We start from the raw sequence: 19,944 nt of genomic DNA, 5'->3' as shown, positions 1-19,944 counted from the left end.
GTCATGGCCATTCCAGCAAGCCCTTCGCTGACCGTGGTGCCCGCCGAACCGGGCCAAAGCCGTTATGCCGCGCTGGCCGCCGCCTTGCGCGCACGTGTGGTGGCGGGCGAATGGCCGCCGGGCAGCGCCTTGCCGGCTGAGCAGACCCTGGCCGCCGAACACGGCGTGGCCTTGGGCACGCTGCGCCGCGCGCTGGAACTGCTGGCCGACCAGGGGCTGATCGAACGCATCCACGGCCGCGGCACCTTTGTGCGAGCCGGCATGACGGGCGGCACCATGATGCGTTTCTTCCGCTTCGGCGAGGGCACGGGCGAAGTGCCGGCCTCGCACATCATTTCGCGCCGGCTGCTGGTGGCGCCCGCCGAGGTGGCGCGGCGCCTGGGCCTGGCACGCGGCGATATGGCGCTGCGGCTGCAACGCGTGCGGTCGCTCTCGGGCCAGCCCTGTGTTTATGAGGAAATCTGGCTGCCGCCGGCCCTGTTCGCCGAGCTCGCCGAGGGCGACGCCGGCAGCTGGGGCGACCTGCTCTACCCGCTGTTTGCCGAGCGCTGCGGCGTGCACGTGGCCCGCGCGGTCGATGAAATCGGCTTCGGCGCGCTGACGGCGGCGCAGGCCGGCCACCTGGCCCTGTCGGCCGGCCATCCGTGTGCGCTGGTCACGCGCTGCGCCTACGACCTCGCCGGCCATTGCGTCGAAGTGCGCTACACGCGGGGCGATGCCCACGCTTTTCACTACACCGTCACCATCACCTGAACGTCCCTTGAACACCCCTTGAATGCCCCCCCCGAAACCGGAGAAACCCATGTCACACCCAAGCAATCACCCGGCAAGCAAAGCGCAACCTTTGAACCGCTCGCGCCGCCTCGTGCTGCAGGCCGCGGGCGCGGCCGTCGCCGCACCCTGGACCTTTGCCGCCCATGCCGCAGGCCAGATCGCCGGCGGCAAGCCGATCACGCTGGTCGTGTCCTATGCCGCGGGCGGCGGCGCCGACCTGATGGCGCGGCTGATCGCGCCGCGCATGGCCGAGTTCCTGGGCCAGACCGTGCTGGTCGACAACAAACCCGGCGCCGGCGGCCAGATCGCCGCGACGCAGGTGGCGCGCGCTGTGCCCGACGGCACGCAGTTGCTCGTCGATGCCTCGTCCTTCGCCGTCAATCCCGCGCTCTATCCCAAGCTGCCCTACGACACCGACACGGCTTTCGCGCCGCTGGCCGTGCTGGCGCAGTTCCCCAACGTGCTGGTGTGCACGCCCGGTTTTGAGGCCAAAAGTGTCAAGGACCTGATACGCCTGGCCAAGGCCAAACCCGGGCAGATCGCCTATGCCTCTTCGGGCAATGGTTCGGCCCAGCACCTGGCCGGCGCTCTGTTTGAAGACCTGGCCGGCGTGAAGCTGGTGCACGTGCCTTACCGCGGCGGCGGCCCGGCCATGAACGACGTGATGGCCGGCCAGGTGCCGCTGTTCTTCGCCAACGTGGCCTCCTCGCTGGGGCAAATCCAGTCGGGCCGGCTGCGCCCGCTGGCGGTGACCAGCCGGCGCCGCACGCGCTCGCTGCCCGACATGCCGACCATGGAAGAAGCCGGCGTGCCGGCTTATGAGGTGCTCGAATGGAACCCGGTGCTGGCGCCCGCGGGCATAGACGCCAAGTCCAAAGCCGCGCTGATCGCCGCCATCCGCAAGACCATGGCCGACCCCGAAGTGCTGGGCCGCATCCGCAGCCTGAGCGGCGAAGCATTCCCCGAGGGCCCCGAAGCGCTGACCCAGGCTTTCCTCAAGGCCCAGCAGCTCAAATGGGGCCGCATCATCAAAGACCGCAAGATCACCACGGGTTAAGCGGTGCAGAGTTCCACGCCTGACCTGGTGGCGCCCGGCTGGGACAGCCACATCCACGTGTTTGACGCCGCTGCGCTTGTTGCGTCGGGCCACTACCGGCCCGCCCACCGGCCGCTGGCCGACATCGAGCAACTCGCCCAAGGCCATGGCTTCGGCCACCTGGTACTGGTGCAGCCCAGCGTCTACGGCACCGACAATACGGTGCTGCTCGACGCCTTGCGTGCCGGTGGCGGGCGGCATCGCGGTGTGGTGGTGCTGCCGCCGTCCATCGACGATGCGGCGCTGCAGGCCATGCATGACCTCGGCGTGCGCGGGGTGCGTTTTAACCTGGTATCTCCCGTCGGGGACAGCCTGAAGGCCGGGGAGGGTGAAGGCGCCCGGGACAGTTTCCAGGCCTTGGCGCCGCGCCTGCGCGCGCTGGGCTGGCATGTGCAGTGGTATGCCKCGCCCSAMGACCTSCCSGYGATCGCGGCCCTGCATGTGGCCAGCCCGGTACCGGCGGTGCTGGACCACCTCGCCGGCATGCACGCCGGCGTTTCTCCAGATCACCCGGCCTGGCTGGCGCTGGAACAGCTCGCCGGGCAGGGCGCCTGGATCAAGCTTTCGGGCTGGTACCGCCTGGGCGCAACGGCACCTTATGAGGTGCTGGACGTGGCCATCCGCAAGGTCGCGGGGCTATTCGGCCAGCATTTGGTTTGGGGCTCCGACTGGCCGCACACCGCCTTTGCGCCCGACGCGCTACCCGCCTACGCCAGCACCTGGGAGCCCGTGGTGCGCTCGCTGACGGCGGTCCAGGCGCGATGCGCCCGGGAGCAGGCGCCGGCCGCCTTATACGCCTGAGAACCCCCGGACGCGGCCCCATGCCCGGAGTGGCTTAAAATCACGGGCTACGCCATTTTTAACCCGGAGTCCTCCATGCCCAAGAAAATCAGAGTCGAAGCCGACATCTGCGCCCCCAAGCCAGTCCCTCCCAAGGGCTACACCATCACCACCGGCCGCGGCCAGAAGATCAGCCTGGAGCGCGGTTCGCACACCCGCAGCAAAAAGAACCCAGGCAAGCGCCCTCACCAGGGTTGAGCCGGTCTGCTGATGCGGCCCTTGAGCTGCATCCATAAAAAAAGCGCCCTGGGGCGCTTTTTTTATGCCGTTTGGGATCACCCGTCTGAATGAACAGCATGGACACGGCGGCTCAGGCCTGGGCCTGTTTTAGCTCTCGAGCGCAGCCGCCATGCGGTGCGGCATAAGGCGTTCGCGTGGCGCTGCGCCGCCCCACAGGCTCAGCATCAGGTCCACGATGACCGGTCCGAAATCCTGATGCGGAATTTCGACCGAGGTGAGCCACGGGGCGAGCCAGGCATTGATCGGGTTGCCGTCGATGCCGACCAGCTCGCAGTCGCCGGGCACCCGGATCCCGCTCTCGCGGGCCACGCGGTGCAGCCCATAGGCGACCTGGTCGCTGATGCACATCGCGCCACGCGGCCAGGCGCCGGGCGCCGCGAACTGGGCCCCGGCGGCGTAACCGATTTCCAGGTGCGAGATGCCCGGGGCCTCCACCCGACGGATCTGGTCGGCTGACACGCCTCTGGCGCCGGCCCGCTCGCAGAAGCCCTGCACGCGTTCCCGGGTCGTGGACGATCCGCGCGACGGAAACACCACGGCCGGCGCGTCGATGCCGCGGTCGAGCAGGTAGTCTGCAGCGGCGGCACCGGCCGCCAGGTTGTCCGGCCCCACGAAGGCGCAGGTGCCGAACGGGCTGCGCCGGCTGACGAAGACCATAGGCGCACCGCGCTCCACGAAGTCGCGCAGGCCAGCACTGGGCTGGGCCGCGACCATCACGTAGCCCTGCACGACCTGCGAACGCATGGCGTTGAGATAGTCGTCCTGCAGCTCCGGCCGGTCGTGCGTGTCGCACAGGATCATCGTGTAGCCGGCCTCGCGCAACGCGGCCTCGGTGGAGGCTGCCAGCGTGGCCATCACCGGGTTGTCGAGGTTGGCGGCCAGCATCGCGACCAGGCGGCTCTCACGGTTGCGCAGCGCGCGCCCCAGCTGGTTCGGGTGGTAGCCCACGGTCTTGATCGCCTCGCGCACGCGCGCCAGCGTTTCCGGCGAAGCCCGCCGGGTCTCGCCGTTCACGATGCGCGAGACGGTGGAGATGGAGACGCCGGCCTGCACGGCGACTTCGCTCAGCGAAACCGGGCCGACGCCCTTGCGCCTGCGCGGGATGTCGTCGGTCATCGGTGCGGGCGGCAGGCCTGCCGGGTCTGGACGCCGCAGCGAACGTTGAATTGGGGCGAAGGCCGGTCATGCGGATGCCGAGGCGGGAGTCCGGCGGGTGAAGAGCGAAGCATCGATGGGTCGTATTTTGGGAAAACAAGGGGCGGCGGGGGTGCCGGCCGGCGGCGCGATCAGTGCGTGCCAAGACAAAACATATAACCGAGAAAGCTGTGGCTGACAAGTGTGGCAAACGATTGCCAAGAATAGGCAAACGTTTGCCATAATAGCCCAAAGCACCGCAACGATCGCAAACCAACGGCACAAGACGACATGGTTTTCACCTCCAGCAGCACGCACAGCGACGGCAGGCCCCTGCCGGTGCTCCTGCTCGCGATCGCGGCGATCTACAGTGCCGCGGCTACCCCATCCCGGCCATGCGGGTCGGCGTCCCCTGCGCCAGCGGCCGACGCGCATTCGTGAAGCTGGCGATCGATCGGCCCCACTTCCTTTTTCCAGAAAGAGACAACCATGAACTTCCAGCTTCGTTTTCTCGCCAGCCGCGCCACGCGCGCCGGCCTCCTGGGCGTTGCCGTCGCCACGCTGGCTACCGGCGCCTTCGCCGACATCCGGGTCATGTGTTACCAGGACGGCAATGAGTGCGACGTGACCGCTGACCTTATCAAGCGCTACGAGGCGCAGAATCCCGGCGCCAAGGTCATCCTTGACACCGTGCCCTACAAGACGGTGGTCGAGCAGCTGCCGGTGCAGCTGGCAGCCGGCCAGGGCCCCGACATCGCGCGTGTCGCCGAAATCGGCGGCCTGTCGAAAAATTACATCGACATCAGTGCCCATGTGAAGGACCGCAAGTACTGGGAAGACAACTTTGGCAGCACCTTGCCCTGGATGCGCAACAAGGCGGGCGACAAGGGCATCTACGGTTTCCTGTCGCAAATGACCATGACCGGCCCTTTCGTTAACAAGACCTTGTTCGAGCAGGCCAAGGTGCCGCTGCCCGGCCCCAAGGCCACCTGGGAAGAGTGGGCCGACGCGGCGCGCAAGGTGGCCAAGGCCACGCAGACCCCGGCCGCCATGGCCTGGGACCGCTCCGGCCACCGCTTCGCGGGTCCCGCCGTCAGCTATGGCGCGAAGATTTTTGATGCCAAGGGCAACCTCACGGTTGATGCGGGCTACAAGACCGCTGTGGGCAAGTTCGTTGCCTGGCACAAGGACGGCACCATGCTGAAAGACGTCTGGGGCGGTTCGGGCGGTTCCAGCTATGCCGATGCGGTGGGCGAGTTCAAGAACGGCCGCGTAGTGATGATCCTGTCGGGTTCCTGGCAGATCAACCGCATGCAAAAGGAAATCGGCAACGCCTTCGACTGGGTCGCCGTGCCTAATCCGTGCGGCCCCGCCGCTTGTTCGGGCATGCCGGGCGGCGCGGCCTGGGTGGCGCTCAAAACCACCAAGTCCCCGAAGGAAGTGGGCCGCTTCCTGGACTTCATGGCGCAGGAGGCCAACGTCGCCGAATTCGCCTCGCGCACCAATACCATTCCAGCCCACGCCGGGGTGGCCAAGCGGGGCTTGGCGTACACCAGCGCAGGGCCGGCCGCCAAGGCGGCACTGACCGTCTTTACCAGTGGCACTCCCACCCTGGCGCCGGCTGCCTACGCGCTGCAGGGCTACAAGTACAACCGCGCCCTGATGCTGCCGACCGTGACCCGGGTCACCCAGGCTATCGTGGGGGAAATCAGCGTGGACGAGGCCGTGACGAAGATCGGCACCGACATGGCCGAGGCGGTCAAGCAAGCCGAGAAGTAAAGCACACCCCCGTGGCGCGCACTGCGTGCACGCCTCCCCCTTGCAGGGGGCGACACCTGCGACCTGGCGGAGCCAGTTCCGCGCTGTCACTGGGCAAGACTGGGGCCAGGCGGTGCCATGACAGTTGATCGGAGTCTGTATGTCGGTTTTTTCGGCCTTCCTGGGCTTTTTGTTCAACCTGTTTGAACCGGTCTTCCGGCTGGGCCAGAAATGGCTGGGTGCTTCGCGCATAGGCTGGTTGTTCGTCGGGCCCAACCTGGTGGTGATCAGCCTCTTCACCTTTTTGCCGATCGTGGTGAACCTGGTGTATGCGGTGACCGGCGGGGTGAACCTGCTGCCCATGCAGCGGCCGTTTACGGGGCTGGAGAACTTCGCCATCCTGCTTGAGTGCCGCGACTACACCGACCTGCAGACCTGCCGCACCGACATCTTCTGGCGCTCCATCGCCAACACGGTGAAGTTCAGCCTGATCCAGGTGGCTTTGATGGTGTTTTTCTCGCTGGTCACGGCCCTGGTGCTGAACCGCAAGATCATCGGTCGCGGTTTTTGGCGCGGCGTGTTCTTCTACCCGGTGCTGCTGTCGCCGGTGGTGGTGGCGCTGATCTGGAAGTGGCTGCTGCAAAGCCAGGGTGTGTTCAATGCCGGCCTGGTGGCCATGGGCGCACAGCCGATGGACTGGCTGCTTGACCGGCACTGGGCTTTTTTCTGGGTGGTGGTGGTGTCGATTTGGGCCCACATGGGTTTTTACACACTCATCCTGCTGGCCGGCCTGCAGGCCATCCCGAAAGATGTTTACGAAGCCGCTGAAATGGACGCCGCGCCGCCGTTTCGCGTGCTCAGGCGCATCACGCTGCCGCTGCTCATGCCCAACCTGATCGTGGTGTTGGTGCTCGTGATGATCCGCGCGGTGCAGAGCTTTGACGAAGTGTTTGTGCTCACCGGCGGCGGCCCGGGTTCGGCCACCACTTTCATCGTGCAGTACATCTACCAGACCGGTTTTGCCGAGCAGATCCACCTCTACGGCCTGGCCGCCGCGGCTTCGCTGATCCTGGCCGCCGGCCTGATGGCCCTGACGCTCGCGCAGCTGCGGCTGTCCAAAGCCGGTGAGGCCGGAAAAATCAAGAAGTAAGGACGCAGTAATGGCAAATTTCCTTACCCGCACCAGGGGCCGAAAATACGGCGGCACCAGCCTGCATTGGACCGACTGGGTCTCTTACGCCTACCTGCTTGTCGGCCTCATCGTGATGTTCGGCCCGGTGCTGTGGCTCGTGATGTCGTCCTTCAAGACCGAAAGCGCACTCAGCCAGTTCCCACCGACCTTTCTGCCCTACAGCCAGAAGGAAGCGGTGGTGGCCGGTTACGACAAGCCCTTGCCGCTGTTCATGGCGAAGGACGAGCAGGGCAAAACCCGCGTGCTGGCACAGGTGCGCCGCATCGGCCTGGTCGCCACCATGGTCGACCCCGCGGCGCCGCAGACCGAACTGCGCGTGAACATCAATGATCGCAAGCCGGTGAATGAGCTCAAATTCGCCGGCGGTAACTACACCGAGCTGTTCGGAAAATTTGCTTTCGGTACTTACCTGTGGAACAGCGTGTTCATCACTGTGGTGGCCACCATCCTCACGCTGCTGTTCAATTCGATGGCGGCTTTCGCGCTGTCCAAATATCAGTTCACCGGGCAAAAGACGGTGTTCCTGCTGATCATCGCTACGCTGATGATCCCGCCGACCATCATCCTGGTGCCGGCCTTTCTGGTGATCTCGGAACTGAACCTGCTGAACAACCTCTGGGGCGTGATCCTGCCCGCAGTCGCCACGCCGACGGGCGTGTTCCTGCTGCGCCAGTACATGCTGACCATTCCCGACGAATTGCTCGAAGCCGCGCGCATGGACAACGCCAGCGAGTGGCGCATCTACTGGAAGATCATCCTGCCGCTGGCCGCGCCGGCGATGGCGGTGTTGGCCATCTTCTCGTTCATGTGGCGCTGGAACGATTTCCTGTGGCCGCTGATCGTGCTGTCCAAGTCGGAGCACTTCACCCTGCAGCTGGCGCTCAATGCCTTCCAGGGCGAACTCAACACCCAGTGGCACTACCTGCTGGCGATGACGGTGATCACCCTGATTCCGATCACCCTGGTCTTTGCCTTCCTGCAGAAATACATCGCCACCGGCATCGCCAGCGCCGGCGTCAAATAAACCAAGGATTCTCCCGTGGCCACTCTTGAACTCGCCAGCGTCGTCAARACCTTCGACAAAGCCGTCATCATCCATGGTGTGGACCTGACCGTTTCCGACGGCGAATTCGTGGTCTTCGTCGGCCCCTCGGGCTGCGGAAAATCCACGTTGTTGCGCATCATCTCGGGGCTGGAGCCCGCCAGCAGCGGTGACATCCGCATCGACGGCCAGCGCGTCAACGATGTCAGCGCCGCGCACCGCGGCTGCTCGATGGTGTTCCAGTCGTATGCGCTGTACCCGCACATGAGCGTCTACGACAACATGGCTTTCGGCCTGGAGAACCTGGGCGTGGCCAGGCCGGTCATCGAAAGCAAGGTCAACGCCGCCGCCGCTCTGCTGCAGCTCACGCCGCTGCTGCAGCGCAAGCCCACCCAGCTTTCCGGCGGCCAGCGCCAGCGTGTGGCCATAGGCCGCTCCATCGTGCGCGAACCCAAGCTGTTCCTGTTCGACGAGCCGCTGTCCAACCTCGACGCCGAGTTGCGCGTCTCCATGCGAGCCGAAATCCGCGACCTGCACGCCCGCCTGGGCGCGACCATGATTTACGTCACCCACGACCAGATCGAGGCCATGACCATGGCCGACAAGATCGTGGTGCTGCGCGCCGGCCGTATCGAGCAGGTCGGCTCGCCGCTGGAGCTGTACAACCGCCCCTGCAACCAGTTCGTGGCCGGCTTCATCGGCAGCCCGCGCATGAACTTCGTGCCGGCGGCGCAGATGCCGGGCGCCAAACCCGGCGCGCAGACCGTGGGCATACGGCCCGAGCACGCGCAGCTGTCGGACGACGGCCCGCTGCAGCTCTCGGTAACCCAGGTCGAGCAGCTCGGCAGCACCAGCATCCTGCATGGCAAGGTGGTGCCCGACGCGCCGTTTGAACTGATCCTGAACGGCCAGACCACGATCAAGCGCGGCGATACCGTCAAGGTCAGCGCCCCCGCGGAGCAGCTGCATTACTTCGACGCGAACGGCCTGCGCCTTTGAGTGCCGTGCCCGGCTGATCCCAATTCCTTTCGACTCTCCACCATGCGCCTGGACCATCCTCCCGTATTCGCCCTGCAATCCCGCAACGACAACCACCTTGTGCTGGCCAGCGACGGCGGCGCCGTGGCCCACATCTGGGTGCTCGAAGAAGACATCGTCCGCGTGCTGCTGCTGCCGCAAGGCAAACTGCAAATGCCGCGCAGCTGGACAGTGGCGCCCGGCCTGGAAAACGTGCCCGTCGAAGGACGCGACCGTTTTGACGTGAGCGGTTTTTCGCTGCCCGCGTTCGACCTCAAGGAAGAGGGCGAACAGCTGCAACTTACAACCGGCGCCGTGCGCCTGACCGTCGCGCTCAAAGGGTTCTTCTGCCGTTGGGAAAGCCGGCGCCAGGGCCGCTGGCAGACCACCGCCGCCGACCGTTCCACGCAAAGCTACAACTTCGGCTGGTGGGACGAAAAGGTCTACCACTACCTGCAGCGCGAACGCGGCGAGGCTTACTTCGGTCTGGGCGAGCGTGCCGGTGACGCCAACCGCGCCGGCCAGCGCTACCGCATGTGCAACCTCGACCCCATGGGGTACAGCGCGCGCAGCACCGACCCGCTGTACAAGCACATCCCGTTCTACATTACGCGAAAATCAGGTGATGGTGGTCGGCAGGACGCGGGCCTGTGCTACGGCCTGTTCTACGACACCCTGTCCGACTGCAGCTTCGACATGGGCCGCGAGATGGACAACTACCACGGCCACTACCGCTACTTCGTGGCAGACCACGGCGACCTGGACCTGTACTACATCGCTGGCGCCGACCCGGCCGCCATCACGCGACGCTACACCTGGCTCACCGGCCGGCCCATCTTTCCGCCGCGTTATGCGCTGGGCTATTCGGGTTCGACCATGACCTACACCGACGCACCGAACGCGCAGGAACGCATGGGCGAGTTCCTCGAGCGCTGCGAAGAGCATGACATTCCCTGCGACTCATTCCACCTCTCGTCGGGCTACACCTCTATCGGCAACGGCCGCTACGTCTTTAACTGGAATCGCGAGAAATTTCCCGACCCTGCGCGCTTCGTAAAGAGCTACCTGGACCGCGGCGTGCGCCTGGTGCCCAACATCAAGCCTGCGCTGCTCAGCACCCATCCGCGCTTCGAAGAGGCCAGTCGGGCCGGCCTGCTGGTGCAGGACCCCGACGGCCAGCCCACCGCCATACAGTTCTGGGACGGCACCGGTGCCTACCTCGACTTCACTAACCCCGCCACCATCGCGTGGTGGAAGCAGCAAGTCACCGAACAATTGCTCGAATACGGCATCCCCGCCACCTGGAACGACAACAACGAGTACGAGATCTGGAGCGACAAGGCCGTGGCCCACGGATTCGGCATGCCGCGCCCTGCGCGCGAGGCGCGCCCGCTGCAGACCCTGCTGATGATGCAGGCTTCGCACGCCGCGCAGTCCGAGTTCGCGCCGGCGGAGCGGCCCTACCTGGTGTCGCGCTCAGGCGCCGCCGGCATGCAGCGTTATGTGCAGACCTGGTCGGGCGACAACTACACGGACTGGGAAACCCTGCGCTACAACATCCGCATGGGCCTGGGCCTTGCGATGTCCGGCGTGTCCAACACCGGGCATGACATCGGCGGTTTCTCAGGTCCCGCGCCGGGGCCCGAGTTGCTGCTGCGCTGGGTGCAGCACGGCATCTTCCTGCCGCGCTTCAGCATCCATTCATGGAACGACGACAAAACCGTCAATGAGCCCTGGATGTACCCCGAAGCGACGCCGCAGGTGCGCGAGTTGATCCGCCTGCGCTACCGGCTCATACCTTACCTGTACGACCTAGTGTGGCGTTACCACAGCACGTACGAGCCCATCATCCGGCCGACGTACCACGATTTTCCTGAAGACGCGCATTGCCTGGAGGAAAACGACGACATGCTGCTGGGCGCCAACCTGCTGTTGGCCTCGGTGGTCGAGCCCGGGCAGGCGCAGCGCCGTGTCTGGTTGCCCGGTACCGGGGGTTGGTACGAAATGCGCACGGCGCGGCGCTTGAATGCCGGCCAATGGATCACGCTGGAGGCACCGCTGGATGGGCCGCCTCCGCTGCTCGCGCGCGAAGGCTGCGCCATACCCCTGAACCTCGGTGAGACCCATTTCGCGAATGTCGAGGATTTGCGCGGCTTTCAGGTGTTTCCCTTCCAGAATGACGGCAGTTTCGAGGCCACGTGTTTTGAAGACGACGGCCATACCCAGGCTTGGCGCAGCGGCGCTTTTGGGCAATGGCGCCTGCATGTTGAGTCCACTGCGCAAGGCTTGCATATCGCGGTGTTCCGTGATGGTACGCGGCCGCCTGCGCAGGACAGTCTGGCCCTGCTGCTGCCGGCGGCCGAACAACGTACGCTCAGTTTTTCCGGTGGAGTGCCGGTGCATGAGCAGCTTGAAGGCGCCTGGAGACGGCTGACCCTGAAGCTCTAACGGGCAACAATGGAGTCGGCCCCTGGCCTGCATGGGCTCTGGGCTTTGTAGACGTGCCAGTGATCATGCGCTTACCGCAGCGTGCTCAAAACTAGTCGAAAGATTAGGCGCGAGTTGCTGCAAAGGAGCGCCTGGGTGCCTCATGAGATTGACGGGCTCACTCTGCTGTCATTTGCCGTCTGATATCGGAGTGAACCCCTCAGACTGGACTACGCAGACCCTCAGAACCAAGCCACCTTCTGAGCGAGTTGCAATTCAAATTCCTTGGTTGAACGGTAACCGGGTGCGGAATGAGCCGCCCCATGCCCCTCAAAATGGCCATGAATGGCAGGCTAAGCATCCATCACTCGCAAAAATCCAAATTTGCGTAAGAAATTCTGCCGGGCGGCGACTACTACCTCAAGTAGATCACTACCAAGGACATTGCCATGCACCCGACCGAACGCACACCACCGTCAAAAACTACCTACCGACTCAAGGGCATTTATCCGCGGGCCCTGCTTTTGTCTCTTGCGTCGGTGATGTCGATGGCATCGGCTTTCGCGCAGGTTCCGGCAGCCCCCGCGGTCGCCGGCGCACCTCCTGCGGCGGCACTCACCGCCATGCCGCAGATCGAGGGAAAGACGATAGAAGGCGCTCCTTTCAAGCTGTCTTCGCTCAAGGGCAAGGTGGTGCTGGTGATGTTCTGGTCAACCGGCTGCGCGGTCTGCCGCGACAAGATGCCGGAATTGCGTAACAACTACGAGGGCTGGGCAGGCAAACCTTTTGAACTGGTCGCCGTCAACACCGACACACGCATGCAGGATTTCCTCGACTACGAGCGCATCATCTCCCGAACAGTCCCCCTGAAGCAGCGCTTCGTGCAGCTCTGGACGGGAGACGGGGGTTACAAGGACAACGTGGGAAAGCCCGCGCAATTGCCGGCCGCATTCCTGGTCGACAAGGCCGGCAAGGTCGTCGAGCGCTATGTGGGGCGCATTCCTCCTGAGGCCTGGGACCGCATCGCCGACTTGCTCTAGCAAAACACGCATCGACGAAAGGCTCGGTCACCACCACGCAAATTTTTTTGAAGTGGCGTAAGAAAAACAGAGCTCACCAGACTAACTCGCAACCACACAGAAAAACCTCTGCCGTGGTTGTTGTTCAACTTTCACAATTCACGAATTAACAGGAGTTTTCACCATGAACCAACGCGCCATGATTGCCGCTGCAGCCGCTTCCCTGCTGTCCACCATGCTGGTTGCAACACCCGCAGCCGCCCAGGAAAAAGAAAAATGCTACGGCATCACCACTGCTGGCCAGAACGACTGCGCCAACCTCAGCGGAACCCACTCGTGCGCCGGCCAGTCCAAGGTCAGCGCAGATGCCAACGAATGGAAATATGTTGCCAAGGGCACGTGTGCCGGCATGAAGGGCATGACCGCAGAGCAGGCCAAGATGAAGGCCATGGAAAAGAAGAGCTGACCACACACCTCGCCAGGATAAGGAAAAGGGCGATGCCGGATGGCCGGCCGCCCTTCCTGCAGACCTTCACGCCAGACCTGAGCAGCATCCATCATGTCTTCCTCACATCCCCCAGGTACCATCACTTGCGGCATTGGCTGGCGGCATTCCCACTACGGCGAACTGCTGGAGTCCTTGCCAGCCCTTGATTTCATCGAGGTTCATTCAGAAAATTTTTTTGGTGATGGGGGTGCCGCGCTGGCTGTATTGGGTCAGGCGCGTGAACACTACCCCGTCAGCTTGCACGGTGTGGGACTGGCCCTGGGTTCGGCATGCGGCATCGATGACTGGCACCTGGACCAGCTGGCCCGCCTGGCGGCGCGCATCGAGCCGGTCCGTATTTCCGACCACGCCTGTTTTGCACGCGGCGCGCCGCCGGGCCGCGTACTGCACGCTGCAGACCTGCTGCCCCTGGCCTTTAACAATGCCGCTCTCGATGTGATGTGCGCTAACGTGCAGCGCGTGCAGGATCGCCTGAAACGGCCGCTGCTGGTGGAGAACCTGTCGGCCTACCTTCACTTCAACAGTTCCGACCGCGAGGAAACCACATTTCTTCGTGAGCTGGTAGAGCGCACGGGTTGCGGCCTGCTGGTCGACGTGAACAATATTTATGTCAATGCGCTCAATGCCCGCCTTGCCGGGAGCGCGGCCGACCCGTTGGGCGCCTGCCTGCGGTGGCTGGAGCAGATCCCGCCCGCCTGCGTCGGTGAACTTCACCTGGCCGGCCACCACGACGGCGGCGATATCGTGATCGACGACCATGGCGGCCGCGTATGCACCGACGTCTGGCAGATCTACCGCCACGCCCAGCAGCGCTTTGGCGGCGTGCCGGCGCTGGTGGAGTGGGATACCGATATCCCGCCGCTGGCGGTGTTGCTGGATGAAGCCGCCAGTGCGCGCAACATCACCGCGGACGCGTCGCAGGCGGTGGGCGCGTGAACACGATCGACACATTGGCCCAGGAGCAGCAAGCGTTGTTGCAGGCCCTGCTGGGTGAGCGTGACGACAGCGGCCTTTGGCCCCATCTCCAGCAAGGCGGAGCCCATGGACGGCTGACACGCAGGGGTTTGCAGGCCTACCAGGCTAACGGGCTTGCTTTGGCGGAGCGGGCGCTGGGCGCAGCCTACCCGGTCCTTGCGCAGCTGATCGGGGATGAAAGTTTTGCGCCGCTCGCGCGGCATTTCTGGCGGCGCCATCCTCCCGGCCGCGGCGATGTCGCTTGCTGGGGCGATGGCCTCGCGGCGTTTCTGGAAGCGGCGCCGCAACTGGCGGACGAGCCCTATCTGGGCGACGTCGCGCGCATTGAATGGGCGCTGCACCAGGCCGCCACGGCCGCCGATGCCCAGGCTGACCCGCACTCTTTTTCACTGCTCTCCTCTGTCGATCCTGCGGAGGTCACGCTGACGCTGGGCGCCGGTGTTCTTCTGCTGGCCAGCGCCTACCCGGCGGCCAGCATTGTCAATGCCCACCTGCTGGGTGAGCCTGCGCTGGCTGAGGCGGGTGCGCTGCTGCGCTCCGGCACGGCAGAGCATGCACAGGTGTGGCGGCAGGGTTTCAAGCCTCGTGTGTGCGTGATCACTGCGGCTGAATATGCCCTGCTGGCGGCGCTTCAAGCCGGGAGCCCGCTCGACGCCGCACTGGACGACGCATTGGCATGTGCGCCCGTTGGCACATCGGGCGCCGCAGCAGCGTTCAGCTTCGAACACTGGTTAAGCCGGGCCGTACAGGACGGCCTTGTCACAGGGGTGCGCAGGCTGCCCTATTTACTTTCTCAGCCGGCTCATTCTGCCGGGCCCAACCCTTCCAACTTTCATAACAACCCAGGGGAACATTCATGAACACCATCCAATCTGCCCATGCAAGTCGAGCAGGCCTTGTGCAGCGCGGCCTGGGCCTGTGGCGCCTGCTGACCCGTTCGCTGGATTCGCTTCAGCCGCTTGCCGCTTTGCTGGCGCGGCTGTACGTCGCGCAAGTGTTCTTTCTCTCGGGCCTGACCAAGCTCCGGGACTGGGAGATCACCGTGGCCTTGTTCACCGACGAATACAAGGTACCCCTGCTACCCCCCGCACTGGCGGCGGCCATGGGTACGGCAGGCGAGATCGCCCTGCCGGTTCTGCTGGTGCTGGGCCTGGGCGGGCGCTTCTCGCCGCTGGGCTTGTTTGTGGTGAACGCCGTGGCGGTTATTTCTCTCGGCGAGATCGCCCCGGCTGCCCTGCAGCAGCATGTATTCTGGGGCTCGCTGCTGGCGGGGTTGGCCATTTACGGCCTGGGTCCGTGGTCGCTGGACCGCTGGGTCGGACCTCGTTTTCTACCCGGTCAGTGATAGACAAAATATGGCTATGGGTCAAATGGCCGGCAACTTCCGGCAGCTTACATATTCCGCCGGTACTGCCCACCCACCTCGAACAGCGCATTGGTGATCTGACCCAGCGAGCAGACGCGCACAGCCTCCATCAGCACTTCGAAGACGTTAAGGTTCTCAATCACGGCCTGCTGTAAGCGTTTTAGCATGGCCGGTGATTCTGCCGCGTGGCGGCGGTGGAAATCGTCCAGGCGCTGGAGCTGGCTCTGCTTTTCCTCTTCGGTGGAGCGGGCCAGTTCGAGCTTGTCCTGTACCGCATCGCCATGCGGGTTGCGGAAGGTATTGACGCCGATGATGGGCAGTTCGCCGGTGTGCTTGAGCATCTCGTAGTGCATGGACTCGTCCTGGATGCGGCCGCGCTGGTAGCCGGTTTCCATGGCGCCCAGCACGCCGCCGCGCTCGGCGATGCGTTCGAACTCCAGCAGCACCGCTTCTTCCAGCAGTTCTGTGAGCTCCTCGATGATGAAGGCGCCCTGTGAGGGATTTTCATTCTTGGTCAAACCCCATTCGCGGTTGATGATGAGCTGGATGGCCATGGCGCGGCGCACCGATTCTTCTGTGGGCGTGGTGATGGCTTCGTCGAACGCATTGGTGTGCAGCGAATTGCAGTTGTCGTAGATGGCAATCAAGGCTTGCAGCGTGGTGCGAATGTCGTTGAACTGGATTTCCTGCGCGTGCAGGCTGCGGCCCGAGGTCTGAATGTGGTACTTCAGCTTCTGGCTGCGCTCGTTGGCGCCGTATTTTTCTTTCATGGCAACCGCCCAGATGCGGCGCGCGACGCGGCCCATCACGGTGTATTCGGGGTCCATGCCGTTGCTGAAGAAAAAGCTCAGGTTGGGCGCGAAGTCGTCGATGTGCATGCCGCGCGCGAGATACGCTTCGACAAAGGTAAAACCGTTCGACAGCGTGAAAGCCAGCTGGCTGATGGGGTTGGCGCCGGCTTCGGCGATGTGGTAGCCGCTGATGGAAACGCTGTAGAAATTGCGCACCCGGTTATGCACGAAGTACTGGGCGATGTCGCCCATGACTTTCAGGCTGAACTCGGTCGAGAAGATGCAGGTGTTCTGGCCCTGGTCTTCCTTGAGGATGTCGGCCTGCACCGTGCCGCGCACGTTCTCTTGCACCCATTCGCGAATCTTCGCGGCTTCGGTCGCGGTTGGGTCGCGGCCGTTGTCTTTTTTGAACTTCTCCAGGTTCTGGTCGATAGCGGTGTTCATGAACATCGCGAGGATGGTTGGCGCCGGGCCGTTGATGGTCATGGAGACCGAGGTCGACGGGTTGCACAGGTCAAAGCCGTCGTACAGCACCTTCATGTCGTCCAGCGTGGCGATGGACACGCCCGAGTTGCCGACCTTGCCGTAGATGTCGGGCCGCAGGGCCGGGTCGTTGCCGTAGAGTGTGACCGAATCAAATGCGGTGGACAGGCGCTTGGCGGCCATGCCTTCGCTGAGCAGCTTGAATCGCGTATTGGTGCGGAAGGGGTCGCCCTCGCCGGCGAACATGCGGGTCGGGTCCTCGCCCTCGCGCTTGAAGGCAAATGTGCCGGCGGTATAGGGGTAGCTGCCGGGCACGTTGTCCAGCATCAGCCACTTGAGGATCTCGCCGTGGTCTTCGTACTGCGGCAAGGCCACCTTGCGGATGGTGGTGCCCGACAGGGATTTGGTGGTCAATGCGGTGCGGATTTCCCTGTCGCGGATTTTCACCACGTATTCGTCGCCGGCATAGGCGGCCTGCATGTCGGGCCATTGGGCTAGCAGGGCGCGGGCGTCGGCATCCATGCGCGCCTTGCGGTGGCCGGCCAGGTCTAGCGCGGCTTCGGCGGCGGGTGCGCGGTCGGGCTTGTCGATCTTGAGCATGGCGGCTGCCGCTTTGAGCTGCTGCACTTCGCGCGCCAGTTGGGCCTGCGCGCGGGCACGCTTTTTGTAGCCGCGCACGGTGTCGCTGATTTCGGCGAGGTAGCGCGTGCGCGCGGCCGGCACAACGGGTGTCTGGTTGGTGCTGTGGCGCACCTCGGCCGCGGGCAGCACGCCGCCCTCGAGCGCCAGGCCCAGGGCGGCCAGGCGCGGCTTGAGGGCCTGGTAAAGCGCGGTCACGCCGTCGTCGTTGAAGCGCGCGGCCATGGTGCCGAAGACCGGCATTTTGTCGGCTGGCGTACTCCAGGCTTCCTTGTTGCGTTGCACCTGTTTGGAGACGTCGCGCAGTGCATCGAGTGAGCCCTTGCGGTCGAACTTGTTGATGGCGATGAACTCGGCGAAATCCAGCATGTCGATTTTTTCGAGCTGGCTGGCCGCGCCGAATTCCGGCGTCATCACGTACATGGGCACATCGACATGCGGGACGATAGCGGCGTCGCCCTGGCCTATGCCCGAGGTCTCGACCACGATCAGGTCGAAACCCGCGCATTTGCAGGCGGCGATCACGTCGGGCAGGGCCTGGCTTATTTCGGAGCCGAAATCGCGTGTGGCCAGGCTGCGCATGAAGACGCGCTGGCCGCTGTCTGCATTCTTCTGGCCGGCAACTGGAACGGTCCACGGCGAAATGGCATTCATCCGGATGCGGTCGCCCAGCAGCGCGCCACCACTCTTGCGGCGAGACGGATCGATGCTGATGATTGCCACGCGCAGCTTGTCGTTCTGGTCCAGGCGCAGGCGGCGGATCAGTTCGTCCGTCAGCGAGGATTTGCCTGCGCCGCCGGTGCCGGTGATGCCGAGCACGGGGATCTTGCGGGCAGCGGCCTGCTCGCGCACCTTGCCGACCAGCGCGGCATCGGCTTTTCCGTTCTCCATCGCGGTGATTAGCTGGGCCAGGGCCCGCCAGTTCATCTCACCGTGGCCTTCAATGGCCTTGACGTTCTTCGGTGCGAGGCCGGTCAGGTCCTTGTCGCAGCGCATGACCATCTCGCCGATCATGCCGGCCAGGCCCATCTTCTGGCCGTCCTCGGGGCTGTAGATGCGGGTGACGCCATAGGCATGCAGCTCGCGGATTTCGGGCGGCACGATGACGCCGCCGCCGCCGCCGAACACCTGGATGTGCTCGCCACCGCGGCTTTTGAGCAGGTCGACCATGTACTTGAAATACTCGACGTGCCCGCCCTGATAGGAGCTGATGGCGATGCCCTGCGCGTCTTCCTGCAGGGCGGCCGTCACGACCTCGTCGACGCTGCGGTTGTGGCCCAGGTGGATGACCTCGGCGCCCATGCTTTGCAGGATGCGCCGCATGATGTTGATGGCTGCGTCATGGCCGTCGAACAGGCTGGCCGCCGTGATGAAGCGCACCTTGTGGGTGGGGCGGTAGCTGGCGAGTGCCTTGTATTCAGCGGACATATCGGTCATGGGTGTCTCCGGAGCGAGTGATAGGCGCTTTTAATTGACGTTTACGTAAACGTCAATCTTACTGCTTTCCCCGGAAAATAAAAAGGGGCGCCGAAGCGCCCCTTTTTCCTGCATTTGCCAATATCGGCGAGGTCACCGGCCGTACAGCATCTGCGGCAGCCACAGGCCAATGCCCGGGAAGATGTACAGCAGCACGATGGCAATGATCTGGATGCCCATGAAGGGCAGCATGCCCAGGAAAATCTGGTTGAGCGACACATGCGGCGGGCTCACTCCTTTCAGGTAAAAAGCCGCCATGGCAACCGGGGGCGAAAGGAAGGCCGTCTGCAGGTTCAGCGCCACCAGCAAACCGAAAAACAGCGGGTCAACGCCGAAATTGTCGAGCAGGGGGATGAAGATGGGCATGAAAATCACGATGATCTCGGTCCATTCCAGGGGCCAGCCCAGCACAAAGATGATGACCTGAGACAGGATCAGGAACTGGGTTTTCGTCAGGTCCATCGACAGCACCCAGCGCTCCACCAGTTCCTGCCCGCCCAGCAGCGCGAACGCCGCAGAGAAGATGGCGGAGCCGACGAACAGCCAGCACACCATCGCCGAGGTTTTGGCCGTGAGAAACACGCTTTCCTTGACCACGCTGAAAGTGAGTTGCCGGTAGGCAATTGCCAGCAGGAAGCCGCCCAGTGCGCCGACTGCCGCGGCCTCGGTTGGTGTGGCCAGGCCCATCACGATGGAGCCGAGCACCGCCATGATGAGGATCAGCAGGGGGAAGAAACTGGTCAGCAGCATCTTGAAGATTTCAAGCCGCGTGAAACTCAGCAGCGCATAGAACGCTGCGAGTACGGCGGCTCCTACGCCCACGCTGATCCAGTAAGAGGCTGGCGCCGGCACTTTATCCATGGCAGCGGCCATGGGAACCTGTGCACCCGGTGCGGCTGCTGCAGCTGGAGAGGACGCGGCGCCGGGCGGCTCTTTCACGCCCTCAGACGGAGGCTCCTTCAGGCCCTCGGCCGCAGGTTCCTTCAATCCGCCTTCGGCCGGTGGTTCCTGCAAGCCACTTTGCGCGGGCGGTTCGCTCAGTCCCCCTTCAGCGGGCGGCTCTGCCAATCCGCTGCTGCGTTCTGCCGCCGGCGCTTCGCCAATGCGCTGCATCGTGGACGCTTCCTCGGCCACCGGATTGGTGATGCTTTGGTAGCTCCACAGCGC

The 19,944-nt window shown here is 64.2% G+C and carries 17 protein-coding genes; 14 read left to right on the top strand and 3 right to left on the bottom strand.

The annotated features are described in order from the left end of the window. Positions 1 to 3: 3 nt before the first annotated feature. The 4 genes from AC1D0Z_RS02815 to AC1D0Z_RS02800 all read left to right on the top strand — a co-directional run bounded on the left by AC1D0Z_RS02815 (position 4) and on the right by AC1D0Z_RS02800 (position 2,908). The gene (locus AC1D0Z_RS02815; protein ID WP_477656721.1) at positions 4 to 753 is read left to right on the top strand and encodes a GntR family transcriptional regulator; all 750 of its coding nucleotides are present in this window, start codon (positions 4 to 6) and stop codon (positions 751 to 753) included. A gap of 49 nt (positions 754 to 802) precedes the next feature. Then, positions 803 to 1,831 (top strand): tripartite tricarboxylate transporter substrate binding protein, encoded by a 1,029-nt coding sequence (locus AC1D0Z_RS02810; RefSeq protein ID WP_477656720.1) that lies wholly within the window; start codon positions 803 to 805, stop codon positions 1,829 to 1,831. A 3-nt stretch (positions 1,832 to 1,834) separates the two neighbouring features. Then, positions 1,835 to 2,671 carry an amidohydrolase family protein gene (locus AC1D0Z_RS02805; protein WP_477656719.1) on the top strand — a complete coding sequence of 279 codons (837 nt, stop codon included), beginning with the start codon at positions 1,835 to 1,837 and terminating at the stop codon, positions 2,669 to 2,671. 75 nt (positions 2,672 to 2,746) lie between these two features. Next, positions 2,747 to 2,908, top strand: a complete 162-nt coding sequence (locus tag AC1D0Z_RS02800) for a hypothetical protein (protein ID WP_007863796.1) — start codon at positions 2,747 to 2,749, stop codon at positions 2,906 to 2,908. Positions 2,909 to 3,037: 129 nt separating this feature from the next. Here AC1D0Z_RS02800 and AC1D0Z_RS02795 read toward each other — a convergent pair whose 3' ends face one another. Next, on the bottom strand, positions 3,038 to 4,066 hold the full coding sequence (locus AC1D0Z_RS02795; RefSeq protein ID WP_477656718.1) for a LacI family DNA-binding transcriptional regulator: 1,029 nt from the start codon (positions 4,064 to 4,066) through the stop codon (positions 3,038 to 3,040). A 507-nt stretch (positions 4,067 to 4,573) separates the two neighbouring features. On the opposite strand from AC1D0Z_RS02795, the gene AC1D0Z_RS02790 reads away from it, so the two are divergent. The 10 genes from AC1D0Z_RS02790 (at position 4,574) to AC1D0Z_RS02745 (ending at position 15,367) form a co-directional block, all read left to right on the top strand. Then, complete coding sequence (locus tag AC1D0Z_RS02790; protein ID WP_477656717.1) at positions 4,574 to 5,863, top strand: ABC transporter substrate-binding protein; 1,290 nt, start codon at positions 4,574 to 4,576, stop codon at positions 5,861 to 5,863. 139 nt (positions 5,864 to 6,002) lie between these two features. Continuing rightward, complete coding sequence (locus tag AC1D0Z_RS02785; RefSeq protein ID WP_477656716.1) at positions 6,003 to 6,992, top strand: carbohydrate ABC transporter permease; 990 nt, start codon at positions 6,003 to 6,005, stop codon at positions 6,990 to 6,992. 10 nt (positions 6,993 to 7,002) lie between these two features. Further along, entirely contained in the window at positions 7,003 to 8,058 is a 1,056-nt protein-coding gene (locus AC1D0Z_RS02780; RefSeq protein WP_477656715.1) for a carbohydrate ABC transporter permease, read from the top strand. Positions 8,059 to 8,073: 15 nt separating this feature from the next. After that, positions 8,074 to 9,075: an ABC transporter ATP-binding protein gene (locus tag AC1D0Z_RS02775; RefSeq protein WP_477656714.1), complete on the top strand. Its 1,002-nt coding sequence runs from the start codon at positions 8,074 to 8,076 to the stop codon at positions 9,073 to 9,075. 42 nt (positions 9,076 to 9,117) lie between these two features. Then, positions 9,118 to 11,541, top strand: coding sequence for a TIM-barrel domain-containing protein (locus AC1D0Z_RS02770; RefSeq protein ID WP_477656713.1), 2,424 nt, complete (start codon positions 9,118 to 9,120; stop codon positions 11,539 to 11,541). Between the two features lie 428 nt (positions 11,542 to 11,969). Further along, positions 11,970 to 12,560, top strand: a complete 591-nt coding sequence (locus AC1D0Z_RS02765; RefSeq protein WP_477656712.1) for a peroxiredoxin family protein — start codon at positions 11,970 to 11,972, stop codon at positions 12,558 to 12,560. A gap of 163 nt (positions 12,561 to 12,723) precedes the next feature. After that, positions 12,724 to 13,005, top strand: coding sequence for a BufA1 family periplasmic bufferin-type metallophore (locus tag AC1D0Z_RS02760; protein WP_477656711.1), 282 nt, complete (start codon positions 12,724 to 12,726; stop codon positions 13,003 to 13,005). A gap of 93 nt (positions 13,006 to 13,098) precedes the next feature. Further along, entirely contained in the window at positions 13,099 to 13,983 is an 885-nt protein-coding gene (locus AC1D0Z_RS02755) for an MbnB/TglH/ChrH family RiPP precursor modification enzyme (protein ID WP_477656710.1), read from the top strand. Beyond that, positions 13,980 to 14,882: an HvfC/BufC family peptide modification chaperone gene (locus AC1D0Z_RS02750; protein WP_477656709.1), complete on the top strand. Its 903-nt coding sequence runs from the start codon at positions 13,980 to 13,982 to the stop codon at positions 14,880 to 14,882. Before AC1D0Z_RS02755 ends, AC1D0Z_RS02750 begins: the two co-directional genes overlap by 4 nt. Further along, positions 14,879 to 15,367 (top strand): DoxX family protein, encoded by a 489-nt coding sequence (locus AC1D0Z_RS02745; protein WP_477656708.1) that lies wholly within the window; start codon positions 14,879 to 14,881, stop codon positions 15,365 to 15,367. Before AC1D0Z_RS02750 ends, AC1D0Z_RS02745 begins: the two co-directional genes overlap by 4 nt. 47 nt (positions 15,368 to 15,414) lie before the next feature. On the opposite strand, the gene icmF is transcribed toward AC1D0Z_RS02745, so the two are convergent. Continuing rightward, entirely contained in the window at positions 15,415 to 18,738 is a 3,324-nt protein-coding gene (icmF, locus tag AC1D0Z_RS02740; RefSeq protein WP_477656707.1) for a fused isobutyryl-CoA mutase/GTPase IcmF, read from the bottom strand. A 132-nt stretch (positions 18,739 to 18,870) separates the two neighbouring features. After that, a partial coding sequence (locus AC1D0Z_RS02735) for a TRAP transporter large permease subunit (RefSeq protein ID WP_477656706.1) occupies positions 18,871 to 19,944 on the bottom strand: 1,074 nt, incomplete at its 5' end.

Source organism: Polaromonas sp. P1_E3, from assembly GCF_056405935.1.
The sequence above is the reverse complement of the archived record's forward strand: the minus strand, read 5'-3'. Positions and strand labels throughout refer to the sequence as shown.

Excerpts from the sequence above, each read along its gene's own strand:
- AC1D0Z_RS02785 (WP_477656716.1), top strand. The coding sequence starts at position 6,003 with ATGTCGGTTTTTTCGGCCTTCCTGGGCTTTTTGTTCAACCTGTTTGAA.
- AC1D0Z_RS02815 (WP_477656721.1), top strand. The coding sequence starts at position 4 with ATGGCCATTCCAGCAAGCCCTTCGCTGACCGTGGTGCCCGCCGAACCG.
- AC1D0Z_RS02780 (WP_477656715.1), top strand. The coding sequence starts at position 7,003 with ATGGCAAATTTCCTTACCCGCACCAGGGGCCGAAAATACGGCGGCACC.
- icmF (WP_477656707.1), bottom strand. The coding sequence starts at position 18,738 with ATGACCGATATGTCCGCTGAATACAAGGCACTCGCCAGCTACCGCCCC.
- AC1D0Z_RS02770 (WP_477656713.1), top strand. The coding sequence starts at position 9,118 with ATGCGCCTGGACCATCCTCCCGTATTCGCCCTGCAATCCCGCAACGAC.
- AC1D0Z_RS02790 (WP_477656717.1), top strand. The coding sequence starts at position 4,574 with ATGAACTTCCAGCTTCGTTTTCTCGCCAGCCGCGCCACGCGCGCCGGC.
- AC1D0Z_RS02760 (WP_477656711.1), top strand. The coding sequence starts at position 12,724 with ATGAACCAACGCGCCATGATTGCCGCTGCAGCCGCTTCCCTGCTGTCC.
- AC1D0Z_RS02745 (WP_477656708.1), top strand. The coding sequence starts at position 14,879 with ATGAACACCATCCAATCTGCCCATGCAAGTCGAGCAGGCCTTGTGCAG.
- AC1D0Z_RS02765 (WP_477656712.1), top strand. The coding sequence starts at position 11,970 with ATGCACCCGACCGAACGCACACCACCGTCAAAAACTACCTACCGACTC.
- AC1D0Z_RS02795 (WP_477656718.1), bottom strand. The coding sequence starts at position 4,066 with ATGACCGACGACATCCCGCGCAGGCGCAAGGGCGTCGGCCCGGTTTCG.
- AC1D0Z_RS02810 (WP_477656720.1), top strand. The coding sequence starts at position 803 with ATGTCACACCCAAGCAATCACCCGGCAAGCAAAGCGCAACCTTTGAAC.
- AC1D0Z_RS02800 (WP_007863796.1), top strand. The coding sequence starts at position 2,747 with ATGCCCAAGAAAATCAGAGTCGAAGCCGACATCTGCGCCCCCAAGCCA.
- AC1D0Z_RS02755 (WP_477656710.1), top strand. The coding sequence starts at position 13,099 with ATGTCTTCCTCACATCCCCCAGGTACCATCACTTGCGGCATTGGCTGG.